This window comes from Vibrio zhanjiangensis (genome assembly GCF_030161235.1).
GTDB classification, from domain to species: Bacteria; Pseudomonadota; Gammaproteobacteria; order Enterobacterales; family Vibrionaceae; genus Vibrio; species Vibrio zhanjiangensis.
The window spans coordinates 38194-54497 of record NZ_BSPW01000083.1; the positions used below are offsets into that span (position 1 = coordinate 38194).

The following is a 16304-nucleotide window of genomic DNA, read 5'->3' on the forward strand; positions in this document are numbered from 1 at the left end:
TTAATATGGAGTAATGCATGTCATCTCATACGCCGGTTGTCACTGTTGATGGACCAAGTGGTGCGGGTAAAGGTACTCTTTGTATGCTGTTGGCTAAAAGGCTTGGTTTCCAACTACTTGATTCGGGAGCTATTTACCGAGTTTTAGCATTGGCAGCAATTCATCATGGTGTCGATCTTGATTCAGAGGAGGCATTGGTTCCCTTGGCGACTCACCTAGACGTTCAGTTTATTGCTGAAGGGGAGTTAGTCAAAGTGATTCTCGAAGGTGAGGATGTCTCTGGGGAACTACGTACAGAAGAGACGGGCATGGCGGCGTCGAAAGTCGCAGCATTGCCACGTGTACGAGAAGCTTTGCTGCGTCGTCAACGATCCTTTGAAGGCGGCGCTGGTCTGATTGCTGATGGTCGAGATATGGGGACAGTCGTATTTCCACATGCAGAAGCCAAGATATTCCTAGATGCAAGCGCTGAAGAACGTGCACATCGTAGGCTTAAACAGTTGCAAGATAAAGGTTTAAATGTTAAATTTGGCGACCTTTTGAGCGAAATACAAGAGCGTGATGAACGCGATCGTAATCGTCTGGTTGCGCCGTTGAGGCCTGCAGAAGACGCGCTCTTGCTTGATGCTACTACGATGAGTATCGACGAAGTGGTAGAAAAGGCGCTACAATATATCGAATCTAAGTTGGTAGTATAGGCTGCCAAATAAGGACGTTGATCGCATGGATGATGATCGGCGAAGTTAATAACCCCATGTGGTAGGATACCCATGGACGTTTAATGTATTGAAGATTAAATAAATGACTGAATCTTTTGCTCAACTCTTTGAAGAGTTTCTAAACGAAACCGAATTTCAACAAGGTACCATTGTTAAAGGTACTGTAGTCGCTATCGAGAACGGCTTTGTTCTTGTTGACGCAGGTCTTAAGTCTGAGTCAGCTATCCCAGCAGAACAATTCAAGAACGCAGCAGGCGAACTTGAAGTTGAAGTTGGTTCTGAAGTCGACGTAGCGCTAGACGCTGTTGAAGATGGTTTCGGTGAAACTCAACTTTCTCGTGAGAAAGCTAAACGTCACGAAGCTTGGATTGTTCTTGAGAAGGCTTACGAAGAAGCTGAAACTGTTATTGGTATCATTAACGGTAAAGTGAAAGGTGGCTTCACTGTTGAACTCAACGGTATTCGTGCTTTCCTTCCAGGTTCTTTAGTAGACGTACGTCCAATTCGTGATACAGCTCACCTAGAAAACAAAGAGCTAGAGTTCAAAGTTATCAAACTTGATCAGAAGCGTAACAACGTTGTTGTTTCTCGCCGTGCTGTTATCGAGTCTGAAAACAGTGTTGAGCGTGATGAGCTTCTAGAGTCTCTACAAGAAGGTGCAGAAGTTAAAGGTATCGTTAAGAACCTAACTGACTACGGTGCATTCGTAGATCTAGGTGGCGTTGACGGTCTTCTTCATATCACAGATATGGCATGGAAGCGTGTTAAGCATCCTTCTGAGATTGTTAATGTTGGTGATGAAATCCAAGTTAAAGTTCTTAAATTTGACCGCGATCGTACACGTGTATCTCTAGGTCTTAAGCAGCTAGGTGAAGATCCATGGGTAGCTATCGCTAAGCGTTACCCAGAAGGTCACAAACTATCTGGCCGTGTAACTAACCTTACAGATTACGGCTGCTTCGTTGAAATCGAAGAAGGTGTAGAAGGTCTAGTTCACGTTTCTGAAATGGATTGGACTAACAAGAACATTCACCCATCTAAAGTTGTCAATGTTGGCGATGAAGTTGACGTTATGGTTCTTGAGATCGATGAAGAGCGTCGTCGTATTTCTCTAGGTCTAAAACAATGTAAAGCTAACCCATGGCAATCTTTCGCTGAAGCACAAGCTAAAGGCGATAAAGTAACTGGTAAGATCAAGTCTATTACTGACTTCGGTATCTTCATCGGTCTTGAAGGTGGCATCGATGGTCTAGTTCACCTATCTGATATCTCATGGAACGTTGCTGGTGAAGAAGCCGTTCGTGAATATAAGAAAGGTGATGAAATCTCAGCAGTTGTTTTAGCAGTAGATGCAGAGCGTGAGCGTATCTCTCTAGGCGTTAAGCAAATGGAAAATGACCCATTCAATGCTTACGTTGCGGACAACAAGAAAGGTGTACTTGTTAACGGTACTGTGACTGCAGTAGACGCAAAGGGTGCAACTATCGAGCTTGAAGAAGGTGTAGAAGGTTACATCCGTGCTTCTGAAGCTTCTCGTGACCGTGTAGAAGACGCTTCTCTAGTTCTAAGCGTTGGCGATAGTGTTGAAGCGAAATTTACTGGTGTAGACCGTAAGAATCGCGTAATCAACCTATCTGTTAAAGCTAAAGACGAAGCTGAAGAGCAAGAAGCAATGGCAACACTAAATAACGCTGATGAGGCTTCATTTGGTAATGCAATGGCTGATGCTTTCAAAGCAGCTAAAGGCGAATAATAACTCTCCTTTATAAAAAAGGGAGCCGAAAGGCTCCTTTTTTATCAATTGAACTAAAATAGTTTTAATACCAATCTCATCAAGTCACTCAAAAAATACGATGCTTCGCCGAGCAAAGCTTCATTTTTGTGTCTAGAATAGTTACCAAGTGTTTGTTGGAATTGGTATTACTTACTATAATAAGTGATAAAATACTCTACGAGGAAAACTATGACTAAGTCTGAACTGATTGAAAGGCTCTGTGCAGAGCAAACCCATCTTTCAGCTAAAGAAATTGAAGATGCTGTGAAAGACATTTTGGAACACATGGCTTCGACACTAGAAACTGGCGATAGAATTGAAATCCGTGGCTTTGGTAGTTTTTCTCTTCACTATCGTGAGCCTCGAGTGGGCCGTAATCCTAAAACTGGTGCAAAAGTGGAGCTAGATGGAAAACATGTCCCTCACTTTAAGCCGGGTAAAGAGCTGCGAGAGCGTGTTAATATCGGCTAAATCCCATTCTAATTTTTGAAAAACGGCATACATTTGTTTGCCGTTTTTTTATATCAATAGCTCGCTTTAACGATTCGTTTTCTTTGTAACCTATGGTCAACAAGGGGACTTTAGGTTACTTTTTCCGAGGGATGGGGTCTTTAAAGAATGAAATTCCAAGATAGGCATGGTTTGTTTACGGGATTTACTGCATAATCGGTATCGGCAGACATTCACTCAGGTGACCTGATATGAAAATTATTAAAATTGTTATCGTGCTGGCCTTGTTTCTTATTGCTTTGGCTTTAGGTTCGCAAAATCAAGAAGTTGTTAATTTCAACTATTTATTAGCGCAAGGCGAATTTCATCTTTCCACCTTGCTGGGTGTGATATTTGTCAGTGGCTTTGTGTTGGCTTGGCTCATATTTGGTGGTCTCCATTTGCGTTCCCAGCTACAGATACGTAAGCTAAAAAAGCAGGTGAAGAAATTGTCACCTTCTGAAGAATCAACCTCAACAGGTTAACGCCAAATTAAGTGTTATAGGTAAGCTTTTTACTCAATGTTAGAAATACTCTTCTTGCTTCTACCAATTGCTGCAGCGTATGGTTGGTATATGGGTAACCGTAGTGCCCAGCAAGATAAACAGAAGCACTCTAATCAGATTTCCCGCCAGTATGTGACGGGTTTGAACCTGCTTTTGTCTGATCAGTCTGACAAAGCCGTTGATCACTTCATTGAACTACTCCAAGTCGACAATGAAACTATTGATACTCACTTAGCTTTGGGGAACTTGTTTCGCTCAAGAGGTGAAGTCGACCGAGCAATACGTATCCATCAGAATCTAATCTCACGATCTGGTTTAACTATCGACCAAAAAAACATAGCACTTCAACAACTTGCTAAAGATTACATGGCATCAGGCTTTCTTGATCGTGCTGAGAAAATTTTCGAACAGCTTGTTGAAGAGCCTGAGCACAGAGAAGCGGCATTGCAACAATTAGTGGCTATTTATCAGCAAACTCGAGAATGGTCAAAAGCCATTCAGTATGCCTCTCAATTAGTCAAAATGGGTCGTAAGCGTATGCGCAACAGCATCGCTCATTTTTGGTGTGAGCTTGCCATGCAGGAGAAAGCCGAAGGGGATAGCAATCGTGCTGTTTTGCATTTCAAAAGAGCGTTATCAGAAGATCCGAAATGTGCTAGAGCGAGTATTGCACTTGGTAAGCTGCACCTAGAAAATGAGGATTACGTCAAAACAATAAAGTACATGGAGATGGTACTTGAGCAAGATACTGACTTTGTTAGTGAAGTATTACCAACACTAGCCGACTGTTACCATCACCTAGGTCGAGAGGAAGATCTCCTCGACTTTCTACGCAAATGTATTGCAGCGAAAGCAGGTGTGTCTGCAGAATTGATGCTTGCTCAGATGGTTGCTCAACATGAAGGCTCAGGCTCTGCACAGGAGCTTTTGACACGTCAGTTGGTCAAGAATCCAACCATGAAAGGCTTTTATCGTTTGATGGATTATCATTTGGCAGAAGCAGAAGAAGGGCGAGCAAAGGCCAGCCTTCAAACACTGCAGCGACTGGTTGGTGAGCAGCTGAAGATTAAACCTCACTATCGATGCCGTAAGTGTGGATTTTCAACACACTCTATGTATTGGCATTGTCCTTCTTGTAAAGGTTGGGGGACGATCAAACCAATCCGAGGATTGGATGGAGAATAATCATAATGCAGCTAACAGACCTTCTGTTCGCTGCATTTTTTAGCAATGAAGAAAACTAGGTAGGAAATGAAATGATCGACCAAAAAGTCATTGTCGCACTGGATTACGACCGTCAAGCAGATGCGCTTGCTTTTATAGATAGGATTGATCCTGCGTCATGTCGCCTAAAAGTCGGTAAGGAGATGTTTACGCTCTTTGGTCCTGAATTTGTCAAACAGCTGCATCAGCGTGGCTTCTCAGTATTCTTAGACCTTAAATTTCACGATATTCCGAATACTTGTTCGAAAGCGGTGAGGGCAGCAGCAGAGCTTGGTGTTTGGATGGTGAATGTCCATGCCAGTGGCGGTGAGCGCATGATGAATGCGTCACGAGAGATACTTGAGCCTTATGGACAAGATCGTCCGCTACTTATTGGTGTCACGGTGCTCACAAGTATGGAGCAAAGTGATCTTTCAGGTATTGGTATCGATGTTAGCCCCCAAGATCATGTCACTCGACTTGCTACGCTAGCAAAAAACTCAGGTCTAGATGGTGTTGTATGCTCAGCTCAAGAGTCATCTATGCTCAAAGGTCGACTTGGTGAGTCATTTAAACTAGTCACACCCGGAATTCGTCCTCTTGGCTCAGAGGTTGGAGATCAAAAACGTATAATGACACCCGTTGAGGCCGTTACAGCCGGTTCGGACTATTTGGTTATTGGCAGACCTATAACCAAGGCCAAAGATCCGGCTCAAGTTTTAGCTGAAATAAACCAATCAATTACGGTGTGATAGCCGAGATTTTTAGCTTTACACAGCTTCGGGTGCTCCACTGTGGAATTTGAAGTCGTTATCAGGGCTAGAGATTAATTGTGCTTCCAATTGTCCAAAGAAGGCAACTCTTTGAGATATGTCTTCACCAGCGATATTTTCGGCAAGTGTCAGATAGTCTTGATAATGGCGTGCTTCAGATCTCAGTAACGAGATGTAAAATTTTGCAATCTCCTCGTCCATATGCGGAGCAAGCTTAGCAAAGCGTTCACAAGAACGGGCCTCTATATAGGCACCAATAATGAGCTTATCGGTCAAGGCTTGTGGTTCGTGAGTTGCCATATGAGTTAATAATCCTTTGGCATATCGACTGGCTTGAACTGGCTCATAGTCAATACCTCGTTTTTCCATTATTTCAAGAACTTGATAAAAGTGATGAAGTTCCTCTTTGATGAGCATGACCATTTTATCTATCAGCTCTTGGCTATATGGAGAGTCAGACTTTGCGATGATAGCTTTGGAAATATTACACTTACCTTTGAGGGTTTTTAAGCAACCAACTTTGCGATACGCAAAATCCTCAAAAGGTTTTAACCAATCTAGTAAATTCTGTGTGCTTTGTTTGTCTACGGCATATCTACGAATAAGATACATAGCGGATTGCCCAGCCTTTAGCTCGCATAATAGATGATCAATTAATACTGTCTTGAGGTGTTGAGGTTTTCGGGCTTCATTGATCCATGACTGAGGTGTTGGGCAATGGAGAAAGTCATCTATAGGTTGCAGTAGGTCTTGGTAATTCTTTAAATCGATCATAATTGTTTTACAACTAAAAAGGCCGCGTAAGCGGCCTTAGTCAAGCGGGATGATGGGATTATATTACCATTTTTTCTTTTCACCAAAGAGTTCGTCCATATCGCTTTGTCGTTCATCTGTCATTTGGCTAAGATCCTCAGCACTTTTCGATTGACGTTTTTCTTCCAATTCATCGTGCATTTGCTGAAGCTTTTCGCGTGCCTGATTGGAGAAGTTATCATTTTTGGTGCTTAGCGCATCCAGACCTTTTCTAACTAACTGAAGAGCAGTTCCCGGCTGTCCTCGAACAATTGCATCGTTGGCACGTTTAAGTACGTTTTCAATATTAATGCGAATTTGAATGGTCTCTAAACGGCCATTTTCAGCTACATAGGCTTGAGTATCAAATCGTCCTTTGTTGTGCTCGCTTCTAATTGTGTCTCTTAAACGTTTGACCAGTTTGAGCATGACTATCGCTTGCTTATCACTGCTTGGTGTTTTGAACGTAGTGCTTTCCGCACCGCTATTATCGTTTTTCAGTTGATTAATTTGCTGTTTAACATGGGCAACCCGCTGTTCAAGTTGTTTGTTCTTAGGATCCAGCTCGTACATACTCTGGACCGAATCTAATATTCGGGTATTCAGACAAACTAGCAAGTCTCTGCTGTACGGTATGTGGTTAGCGTATCCGATGAGTTCTTCCGTCGCATCTATGATTGACAAGTATCTCACACTTTCTTGCTTTTTGGCCGATTCGACTTTGACCTTGTACTGAAGCATGATGTTATAGCCAAGTACCAAGACGAGTAGGATGGTGACTAAAGCTATGATTAACCCTATATTCATAAATTCCGTATCTTTTGTTGGCTAGCATTTAAGGATACACGATTCTTATGTACCACTGTATCTATTTTATATTATTACGTTTCTTAGGCTAATTATTAACGAAAACTCCGATCTATGGGTGATTTTTGAGTTATTGATTGCAAAAAAACCGTCCAATTCAGAAATTGCTCATTAGAAACCATCCAAATGCCTCGTTGGACTATCAATTTATTTCAAGAGGCGTTATAACTAAATATTATAAACTATGTTTGCCTTTTGTGGGGCATTGGGTAAGGGATTGCAGGGTTAAAAATGAAGTTACAGCAACTGAAGTATATTGTTGAAGTCCTCAACCACAATCTGAATGTATCTGCAACAGCAGAGAGTCTGTATACATCTCAACCAGGGATTAGCAAGCAGGTACGCCTGTTAGAAGACGAACTAGGTATTCAAATTTTTGAACGCAGTGGTAAGCACTTAACACAAGTTACTTCAGCTGGTGAGGATATCATACGTATCTCACAAGAGATTTTGGCGAGAGTCGAAAGCATCAAAGCAGTGGCTGGTGAACATACTCATCCAGAAATGGGAACGCTAAATATTTCCACCACTCATACTCAAGCTCGATATGCACTGCCAGAGGTAATAAAGGGATTTACTGCTCGTTACCCCAAAGTATCTTTACACATGCATCAGGGAACACCATCTCAAATGTCCGAAGCTATTGCAAAAGGGACTGCTAACTTTGCTATAGCAACAGAGGCTCTTCATTTATATCAAGATGCAGTGATGTTACCTTGCTATCATTGGAATCGATCCATTGTCGTTCCCAAGGACCACCTGTTGGCACAGAAGAGCACGGTAACGATTGAGGATCTTGCATCGTATCCATTGGTGACTTATGTGTTTGGGTTTACTGGACGTTCTGAGTTAGATACCGCTTTTAACAAAGTTGGACTGACACCCAAGGTCGTTTTTACCGCGACTGATGCTGATGTCATCAAAACCTATGTCCGCATGGGAATAGGGGTTGGGGTTATCGCGAGTATGGCAATCGATAACGAGCGAGATCATGATTTAGTCGCGATTGATGCGCGTCATTTATTCGGTGCAAGTACGACGAGTATTGGGTTTCGAAGAGGAACATTCCTTCGAACCTATATGTATGACTTCATGGAGCGTTTTGCACCTCATCTGACGCGTCCTGTTGTAGAGAAAGCGCTTTCTTTAAAGTCCAACGCTGAGATTGAAGAGATGTTTCAAGGTATACAGCTACCGATTAGATAATCTGGCCGTTTTTTAGTCTGTCTGTTCCCTGTGTGGGTTATGGCAAGTAGAACAAATATGCACGCAAAGTTTTTGCAGTTGGATTCTTTTCTTACCTCACATCAGCAATTTTGGCGGTTTGAGCCTTTTTTGGTGACGTGTAATGGGGGAGTACCTTGGAGGGAAGACTATCCACAACTTTCCTCTTGGCTTGCGAGTCTATCGGACTTACAGATAGAAGAACTTAAACTCGATTCAAAACAACTCAGGTGCCAGTTGTCTGAGTTTATTCCTCAGTTGATCTCTACTTCAGCGTTTACTCAGTTGAAGCCTCTTCAATTAGATGGTTTGCGATTGGACAGATCTCTGCGTGCGGGAGTGCCCGGAAGAAAACTAGATCAAATAGTGTCTATGGGGGAAGCGGCATTAAAGTGTCAGCATGGCAGTGAGTGGCTGGAATGGTGTTCTGGAAAAGGTTATCTAGGCAGAGTGCTAGCCGACTGCAGTCGAAAGCCTGTAACCAGCTTTGAATATCAACGCAGCTTGTGTGATTCTGGACAAAGAGTAGCCAATCAACTCAATTTGCCGATGACTTTTGTCCAAGGTGATGCGCTGTCTTCGAGCGCTCTGTCTGTACTTAACCCAAATCAACATGCGATTGCCTTACACGCTTGTGGAGATCTGCATGTTTCTTTGATTGAAAAAGCCTCTTCAGTTGGAGTACCCGCTCTCACCATATCACCTTGTTGCTATCATCTTATCCAAGACAATCATTACCAACCTTTGTCTCTGTCTGGGAAATTATCAGAGCTTAAGCTCACTCAATCGGAGTTGCGAATTCCATTGCAAGAAACAGTAACCGGTGGAGAAAGAGTTAAAAAGCATCGCTTTCTTGAGATGAGTTATCGATTGGGGTTGGATTTGATTTTGAGAGAAGTATTGGGTCGCCGAGACTATACACCGATCCCAAGTGTTAAAAAATCGCAATTGTCAGCAGGCTTTTCTGCGTTTTGCCAATGGGCTGCTGAGTTAAAACATTTGTCATTACCCAAAGACTTAGCTTTTGATGATTTTTACCTTCGCGGGATTGAACACTATTGGCAAATGGAGCGGTTTAGTTTAGTTCAGCAGCCTTTTCGTCGCAGTATAGAAATGTGGTTGGTTTATGACAAAGCGCTTTATCTCCAAGAAAAAGGATATAAGGTATCACTTGCAACTTTTTGTTCTGAAAAAACAACGCCAAGAAATATTTTAATTCAAGCAACCAAGCCTTAGCTCACCTAAATGGCAACTTTATTCGTTCAACCTTTCAATTTTCCGAACTTATTGCCAATAATAAATATGGATATCTAGCGGCAGAGTGATCGAAGCCGCCAACGTCGGTAATGCTTAGACCAAGGAGTCGAGATGAAAGCAGCAAAGGTTATATTAGGATTATTCGTATTGGGTGTGGCGCTAGTATTACCAATAAGCAGTATGGCAAAAACAGCTAAAGTCGCGATATCTCAAATTGTGGAGCATCCAGCACTGGATTCAGTGCGCCAAGGACTGTTAGACGGACTCAAAGCAAAGGGATATATAGAAGGAAAAAATCTCCAATTTGACTATAAAACCGCTCAAGGAAACCCTGCTATCGCAGTTCAGATTGCTCGTCAATACGTGGGAGAAAAACCAGATGTATTGGTCGGAATTGCCACCCCCACAGCTCAGGCTCTCGTTGCTGCAACTCGTTCTATTCCGGTTGTTTTTACCGCAGTGACTGACCCTGTGGGGGCAAAGCTGGTTAACAGCATGACTCAGCCGGGCAAAAATGTCACTGGGCTTTCTGACCTTTCACCAGTCAAGCAACATGTCGCTCTTATCAAAGAAATCATGCCAACGGTAAGTTCTATTGGCGTGGTGTTTAATCCGGGTGAAGCTAACGCTGTCACCTTAGTAAAGTTGCTAAAAGAAAACGCACAGGCTGAAGGAATAAATGTTCTTGAAGCGACGGCTTTAAAGAGTGCTGATGTCCAATCGGCGACTCAAGCGATCGCAGATAAATCGGATATTCTCTATGCACCTACTGACAATACGGTCGCCAGTGCAATTGAAGGTATGCTTGTTGCTGCAAATCAAGCCAAAACACCTGTGTTTGGGGGGGCGACTTCCTATGTTGATAAGGGGGCGATAGTGGGGCTAGGATTTGATTATTATCAAGTTGGAATACAAACCGCAGATTATGTTGCTGCCATATTAGAAGGCGCGGAGCCAGGTACTTTGGATGTCAAGGTAGCCAATGGCTCTGACCTTGTAGTGAACACTGAAGCTTCCAAGACATTAGGAGTCACTATTCCAGAGTCTGTGTTGGAGCGCGCAACCAAAGTGAAATGATTACGTGCAAGATGTTGGTCTGTGACTAACAGAAAAGGGGTTGATGATGTCGGCTTTCGCATTTTTTGGTGCTCTGGAAATTGGTCTAGTTTATGGCTTGGTGGCTCTTGGGGTATTTCTCACATTTCGGGTGCTTGATTTTCCCGATTTGAGTGTGGATGGCAGTTTTCCCATGGGAGCCGCAGTTGCGGCGACCGCGATAGTGGCTGGTGTTAATCCTTGGTTAGCGACAGGGATGGCGATAGTGGCTGGGGCTGTTACCGGCTGGATTACGGGATTTCTAGCGATAAGGTGCGGTATATTGCATTTACTAGCCTCAATTCTCACTATGATCGCCGCATTTTCGGTTAATATCCGCATTATGGGGCGGCCCAATGTCGCTCTTCTTGGTGAAGAGACGATTCTTACTTCGTTTGAAAATCTAGCCGATCCCATGCTGATACGTCCCCTAGTTGTTGGGGTATTGGTCATGTTGTCAGCGCTGTTTGTTATTCGACTGCTAAGCAGTGATTTTGGCTTAGGCTTACGTGCAGCAGGTGTCAATGCTCGTATGCTTTCAGCTCAGGGTGGAAGTACCGCTTTTTATGTCTATTTTGGTCTTGCATTATCAAATGGTTTTGTCGGTTTTTCAGGGGCATTATTTGCTCAAACGAATAGCTTTGCCGATGTGACTTCTGGTGTTGGTACTATTGTGGTTGGGCTTGCGGCGGTAATTCTGGGCCAAACATTACTGCCGGGAAGAGCAATATGGGTATCGGTCGTGGCCGTTATTCTCGGTTCAGTGCTTTACCGTCTCGCTGTCGCTTTTGCTCTTAGCTCTGGGCTATTTGGTCTTCAGGCCTCTGATCTTAACCTTGTTACCGCTGTGTTAGTGGCAATCGCCTTGATTGCGCCAAAGCTCAAAGCGAACCTTCGACTCAAGAAATTGTAATCTCGGATAACATTAGAAACTAGCTTGCTATATGTGGAGGAGGTGTATGATTGAACTTAACAATATCCAAGTCATATTTAATCGCGGAACCATATTGGAAAATCCTGCGCTCAAGGGAGTGTCATTACAAGTCGAAAAAAACCAATTCTTAACAGTTATTGGGTCCAACGGTGCAGGTAAGTCGACGTTACTTGGTGCCGTAACTGGAGAAACCCCAATAGCAGGCGGTCGTGTTGTTCTAAATGGTTTGGACGTGACGAAGCAAGCTGTCCATCAAAGAGCAAGGCAATGCGCAAGAGTGTTTCAAGACCCTTTGGCTGGCACTTGTGCTGACCTATCAATTGAAGAGAATATGGCACTTGCCTACATGCGGGGTAAAAAGCGAGGCTGGCGTTTTGCACTTTCTAGCCAAAGACGCCGTATTTTCCAAGATAGAATCAGCATTCTTGGACTCGGTTTGGAAGACCGGTTGGGAGATAATATTGGCTTATTATCAGGGGGACAGCGTCAGGCTGTCAGTCTGGTTATGGCTACTTTATCGGACAGCCAGATTTTGTTACTTGATGAACACACAGCCGCGCTCGATCCGAGAATGGCGAAGTTTATTATTGATTTAACCAAAACGATTGTCGAAGAATTTCATTTGACTGTGATGATGGTGACCCATTCGATGAAAGATGCCTTAGCTTGTGGAGATCGCACTGTGATGTTGCATCAAGGTGAGGTTGTTCTGGATGTCGCTGGTGAGCAAAGATCGGATTTGCAAGTCTCAGATTTGCTTGATTTGTTTACCAAAGTCAGGGGAGAAGAGCTTTCAGATGATAGCCTTCTTCTCAACTAAGGGGGACCAACTTATAACAAACAGCGCGTATTTTGGTAGTCTTTTATTTTTTCAACAATAGGCGCAGCTTGATTGAAGGTCCTTATTTCTCTAAACAGTGTGTCTGCTTGAGGATATTGTTGGCGTAAATACGAAAACCACTGTTTCACTCGATTAGGATAGTAGAGCCCTTTATCGCCTTTTATTTCATATTGAGAATACAGTAATAGTAACTTTATGACGTCATGCCATGGCATTGGTGCTTGATTATGTTTCACGACGTTGCCAAGATTCGGTATATTAAATGCCCCTCGGCAAACCATGACAGATTCCACTCCCGTAGTTTCAATGCAAGCTTGTCCGTCTGCAAAATTCCATATTTCACCATTGGCGATGAGAGGAATGTGAAAGCGTTTACGAATCTCATCAATGTAAGACCATTTTATCTCGCTTGCTTTGTATCCGTCGGTTTTTGTTCGCGCGTGAACAGTGAGCTCATTAGCTCCGGCGTTTTGGATGGCGTCGACAATTTCGAAACAATCGTTAGGGTTTTCCCAGCCCAAACGAATTTTTGCTGTAAGTGGCGTGTGTTGTGGAAGCGCATCTCGACAGGCTTTGACAACGCGATGAATGAGTTCGGGGTGTTGAAGTAAGGCGGCGCCGCCTTTGCTTTTATTCACCAGCTTTGCTGGGCACCCAAAATTAATATCCACCCCTTTTGCACCAAGCTCGGCCGCGCGCACGGCATTTTCAGCCATCCAATGAGGATCTTGTCCTAATAATTGAATATGTACAGGGACACCCGACTTAGTCTTCGACCCTTGCTTGAGCTCAGGACATAGGCGGTAAAAAACGTGTTCAGGCAGCAATTGATCAACGACGCGCACAAATTCGGTCACACAAAGATCGTAGTCGTTAATATCAGTCAAGATCTCTCGCATTAAATGATCTAATACGCCCTCCATGGGGCCTAAAACAACTCGCATAAACAACATCTCTTAGTCAGGAGGCGTGATTTTAGAGATTTAGTTATAAGATGTCTAATGACATAAGTGATTTGTTTATAGTTTGTATCAACGAGCACCGGTTATTGGCTTAAGCCGCCAAGACATCAGTGACCATGGCCAATTGGTCAGGTTATAATAGTTCTACCTTACTTTGATCATAAAATTAACGTATGACCTACCAGCTACTAAAACTTGAAGCACTGCAAATTGACGAATCTGATGTTTTCTTTGAAGGGGTAATGCTTGCCGCCAATCTTGCAACCAAACCACTAGACCCTGAGCTATGGCTGTCAGATATTTTTGCCGACAATGCGATGTCCATAAAAGCAGAGGTTGAGCATCATATCCACAAACAATATGCTTGTCTAAAGCGCAATGAATACTCAGTATTGTCACTACTTGATGTGACCCAAAGAGATGAGCAGCTGGCAGATTTTGCTGAAGGTTTTATGACATTGTGGCCTACGATTGAGGGGCACTGGCAAGAGACTGTGTCTGGTGATGGTTCGTTAAGAATGCTGCAAGCATTGCTGACTACTTTTATGCTGGCCATTGATGAAGACCAAACACAGGCTGAGATGAAAGCGGCTGGAATCGAATCACCTCCGGCATTAGACGATTTGGTTGGTCAACTGGATTTAATGATCAATGAAGTGGCGCATGCGGCTGATGAAGTTATGCTAGGTGCGAAAGCACAGTCAGTGAATCCGTTTAAGGATGTTGGTCGCAATGATCAGTGTCCGTGTGGTAGCGGAAAAAAATTCAAACAGTGCTGTGGTCAATAGAACAAAGTTGACCAGAATCGGTCATAGATCATGAAATCAAGATGTAAAGTTGTATTTTTCCCCAGATAGGATCGAAAAGAATGAAAAAATTTGCTGTGCTACTTCTGCTGAGTTTTTCTGTGATGGCTGCCCCTAAAGATGAGCTGAGTAAACGGCTACAAATGTCTGATGGGTTCAGTGCCAATTTTACTCAGCAATTAATCAGCCCAGAAGGAGAAGTGTTAACCCAAGGGGCTGGGAAAGTGGATATTTCAAGACCAAGTCTATTTCGTTGGGAAACCACCTCGCCAGATGAAAATTTATTAGTGTCTGATGGAAAATCACTTTGGTATTACAGTCCTTTTATACAACAGGTCAGTATTTATTCTCAGGAGCAAGCGATAGAACAAACGCCGTTTATTTTGCTCACTCGTAATCGAGCTAGTGATTGGGACAGCTATAAGGTTTCACAACAAGGCGATCTTTTTACATTACTTCCAACTGCGGTAGAGAGCAACCAAGGTACATTCAAGCTTGAAATTGATAAAAAAGGTGCGGTCAAAGGTTTTAGTGTGATAGAGCAAGATGGTCAAAAGAGCGAGTTCAAATTTAATAATATAAATTTGTCTAAGCCAAGTGCCGATTATTTTACCTTTAGTGTCCCTGAGGGGGTGGAGGTCGATGACCAAAGGAAGTAAGAGTGAGTAATTATTGTTTGGATTTTTCTGGGCAAGAGGACTTTCGACCTCTTGCCGCTAGAATGAGGCCCAAAACCCTCGAAAATTATATAGGTCAGGCGCATATATTAGCTCAAGGTAAACCCTTGCGTCGTGCACTGGAGTCTGGGCATTTGCATTCCATGGTTCTTTGGGGACCGCCCGGCACAGGTAAGACGACGTTGGCCGAAATTGCTGCCCGCTATGCTAATGCAGAAGTCGAGCGTGTGTCTGCTGTAACGTCGGGGGTTAAAGATATTCGTTTCGCAATTGAAAAAGCTCGAGAGAACCAAATGGCGGGTAAGCGAACGATTTTGTTTGTTGATGAAGTTCACAGGTTTAACAAATCTCAGCAAGATGCTTTTTTGCCCCATATTGAAGATGGCACGATAACCTTTATTGGTGCGACCACAGAAAATCCGTCATTTGAATTAAATAACGCTTTATTGTCACGCGCTCGTGTGTATAAGCTTACTTCTCTTTCCGTACAAGAGATTTGTCAAGCGCTTGAACAAGCCATTTGCAATGACGAAGTAGGGCTAGGTAAGCTAAACGCTTATTTTGCTGACAATGTGCTTGAACGTTTATCAGAGTTAGTAAACGGTGACGTACGTATGTCGCTAAACTACCTTGAATTACTTTATGACATGGCAACAGAAGATGAGACAGGCACCAAACAAATTACCTTATCTCTGTTGGCCGAGGTGGTAGGAGAAAAGGTTTCTCGTTTTGATAACAAAGGCGATATTTGGTATGACCTGATATCTGCTGTTCACAAGTCGATTAGAGGATCAGATCCAGACGCAGCATTATATTGGGCTGCGAGAATGATGGTTGCAGGTTGTGACCCTTTGTATATTGTTCGCCGTTTGCTGGCAATTGCATCTGAGGATATTGGCAATGCGGATCCAAGAGCAATGCAAGTCGCATTATCAGCATGGGACTGTTTTACTCGTGTTGGCCCTGCAGAGGGTGAAAGAGCCATCGCTCAAGCTATTGTTTATCTGGCCTGTGCGCCTAAAAGTAATGCGGTATACACAGCTTGGAAGCAGGCACTCAGTGATGCTCACAATCAACCGGAGTTTGAAGTACCTGTTCATCTTCGTAATGCACCTACGAGATTGATGAAAGATCTCGGTTATGGAGAAGAATATCGTTATGCCCATAACGAGGAGGGGGCTTATGCGGCCGGTGAAAACTATTTCCCTCCAGAAATGCGTGATACGCAATATTACTTTCCGACAAAGCGAGGATTAGAGGTAAAAATTGCGGAAAAGTTAGAATATCTAGCGAGTTTAGACGCAAAAAGCCCACAAAAGCGCTATGAATAAGTGTCTTTTTTGGATACATTTGTCAGGGTATTTACTAAAGCGCTTGAGCACGAC

General features: G+C 43.3%; 17 protein-coding genes. 14 read left to right on the plus strand and 3 right to left on the minus strand.

Features of this window, described 5'->3' with window-relative positions; all coding sequences use genetic code 11:
* Positions 1 to 17 precede the first annotated feature (17 nt).
* The 6 genes from cmk (at position 18) to pyrF (ending at position 5443) form a co-directional block, all read left to right on the plus strand.
* On the plus strand, positions 18 to 698 hold the full coding sequence (gene cmk / locus QQK21_RS18215) for a (d)CMP kinase (RefSeq protein ID WP_284193598.1): 681 nt from the start codon (positions 18 to 20) through the stop codon (positions 696 to 698).
* A gap of 103 nt (positions 699 to 801) precedes the next feature.
* A complete protein-coding gene (gene rpsA, locus QQK21_RS18220) occupies positions 802 to 2472 on the plus strand; it encodes a 30S ribosomal protein S1 (protein ID WP_284193599.1) in 1671 nt (556 codons plus the stop codon).
* 210 nt (positions 2473 to 2682) lie between these two features.
* Complete coding sequence (gene ihfB / locus QQK21_RS18225; RefSeq protein WP_114787216.1) at positions 2683 to 2964, plus strand: integration host factor subunit beta; 282 nt, start codon at positions 2683 to 2685, stop codon at positions 2962 to 2964.
* 230 nt (positions 2965 to 3194) lie between these two features.
* On the plus strand, positions 3195 to 3467 hold the full coding sequence (locus QQK21_RS18230) for a LapA family protein (protein WP_284193600.1): 273 nt from the start codon (positions 3195 to 3197) through the stop codon (positions 3465 to 3467).
* A gap of 36 nt (positions 3468 to 3503) precedes the next feature.
* A complete protein-coding gene (gene lapB / locus QQK21_RS18235) occupies positions 3504 to 4673 on the plus strand; it encodes a lipopolysaccharide assembly protein LapB (RefSeq protein ID WP_284193601.1) in 1170 nt (389 codons plus the stop codon).
* Positions 4674 to 4744: 71 nt separating this feature from the next.
* Positions 4745 to 5443 carry an orotidine-5'-phosphate decarboxylase gene (pyrF, locus tag QQK21_RS18240; protein WP_284193602.1) on the plus strand — a complete coding sequence of 233 codons (699 nt, stop codon included), beginning with the start codon at positions 4745 to 4747 and terminating at the stop codon, positions 5441 to 5443.
* Positions 5444 to 5461: 18 nt separating this feature from the next.
* Here pyrF and miaE read toward each other — a convergent pair whose 3' ends face one another.
* Positions 5462 to 6238, minus strand: coding sequence for a tRNA isopentenyl-2-thiomethyl-A-37 hydroxylase MiaE (gene miaE, locus QQK21_RS18245; RefSeq protein ID WP_284193603.1), 777 nt, complete (start codon positions 6236 to 6238; stop codon positions 5462 to 5464).
* A 63-nt stretch (positions 6239 to 6301) separates the two neighbouring features.
* Positions 6302 to 7063 (minus strand): DNA repair protein, encoded by a 762-nt coding sequence (locus QQK21_RS18250; RefSeq protein ID WP_284193604.1) that lies wholly within the window; start codon positions 7061 to 7063, stop codon positions 6302 to 6304.
* A 291-nt stretch (positions 7064 to 7354) separates the two neighbouring features.
* On the opposite strand from QQK21_RS18250, the gene cysB reads away from it, so the two are divergent.
* The 5 genes from cysB (at position 7355) to QQK21_RS18275 (ending at position 12453) form a co-directional block, all read left to right on the plus strand.
* Positions 7355 to 8329: an HTH-type transcriptional regulator CysB gene (gene cysB, locus QQK21_RS18255; RefSeq protein ID WP_284193605.1), complete on the plus strand. Its 975-nt coding sequence runs from the start codon at positions 7355 to 7357 to the stop codon at positions 8327 to 8329.
* A gap of 57 nt (positions 8330 to 8386) precedes the next feature.
* Positions 8387 to 9583: a methyltransferase gene (locus QQK21_RS18260; protein WP_284193606.1), complete on the plus strand. Its 1197-nt coding sequence runs from the start codon at positions 8387 to 8389 to the stop codon at positions 9581 to 9583.
* Positions 9584 to 9715: 132 nt separating this feature from the next.
* The gene (locus QQK21_RS18265; RefSeq protein ID WP_284193607.1) at positions 9716 to 10681 is read left to right on the plus strand and encodes an ABC transporter substrate binding protein; all 966 of its coding nucleotides are present in this window, start codon (positions 9716 to 9718) and stop codon (positions 10679 to 10681) included.
* 46 nt (positions 10682 to 10727) lie between these two features.
* The gene (locus QQK21_RS18270) at positions 10728 to 11612 is read left to right on the plus strand and encodes an ABC transporter permease (protein ID WP_284193608.1); all 885 of its coding nucleotides are present in this window, start codon (positions 10728 to 10730) and stop codon (positions 11610 to 11612) included.
* Between the two features lie 46 nt (positions 11613 to 11658).
* Positions 11659 to 12453 (plus strand): ABC transporter ATP-binding protein, encoded by a 795-nt coding sequence (locus tag QQK21_RS18275; protein WP_284193609.1) that lies wholly within the window; start codon positions 11659 to 11661, stop codon positions 12451 to 12453.
* An 11-nt stretch (positions 12454 to 12464) separates the two neighbouring features.
* Here QQK21_RS18275 and dusC read toward each other — a convergent pair whose 3' ends face one another.
* On the minus strand, positions 12465 to 13418 hold the full coding sequence (gene dusC, locus QQK21_RS18280) for a tRNA dihydrouridine(16) synthase DusC (protein WP_284193610.1): 954 nt from the start codon (positions 13416 to 13418) through the stop codon (positions 12465 to 12467).
* Between the two features lie 191 nt (positions 13419 to 13609).
* Here dusC and QQK21_RS18285 point away from each other — a divergent pair, with 191 nt between their 5' ends.
* From QQK21_RS18285 to QQK21_RS18295, 3 genes are all read left to right on the plus strand, one after another.
* A complete protein-coding gene (locus QQK21_RS18285; protein WP_284193611.1) occupies positions 13610 to 14224 on the plus strand; it encodes a YecA family protein in 615 nt (204 codons plus the stop codon).
* 80 nt (positions 14225 to 14304) lie between these two features.
* Positions 14305 to 14901 carry an outer membrane lipoprotein periplasmic chaperone LolA gene (gene lolA / locus QQK21_RS18290; RefSeq protein WP_284193612.1) on the plus strand — a complete coding sequence of 199 codons (597 nt, stop codon included), beginning with the start codon at positions 14305 to 14307 and terminating at the stop codon, positions 14899 to 14901.
* 2 nt (positions 14902 to 14903) lie between these two features.
* Complete coding sequence (locus QQK21_RS18295) at positions 14904 to 16250, plus strand: replication-associated recombination protein A (protein ID WP_284193613.1); 1347 nt, start codon at positions 14904 to 14906, stop codon at positions 16248 to 16250.
* Positions 16251 to 16304 lie beyond the last annotated feature (54 nt).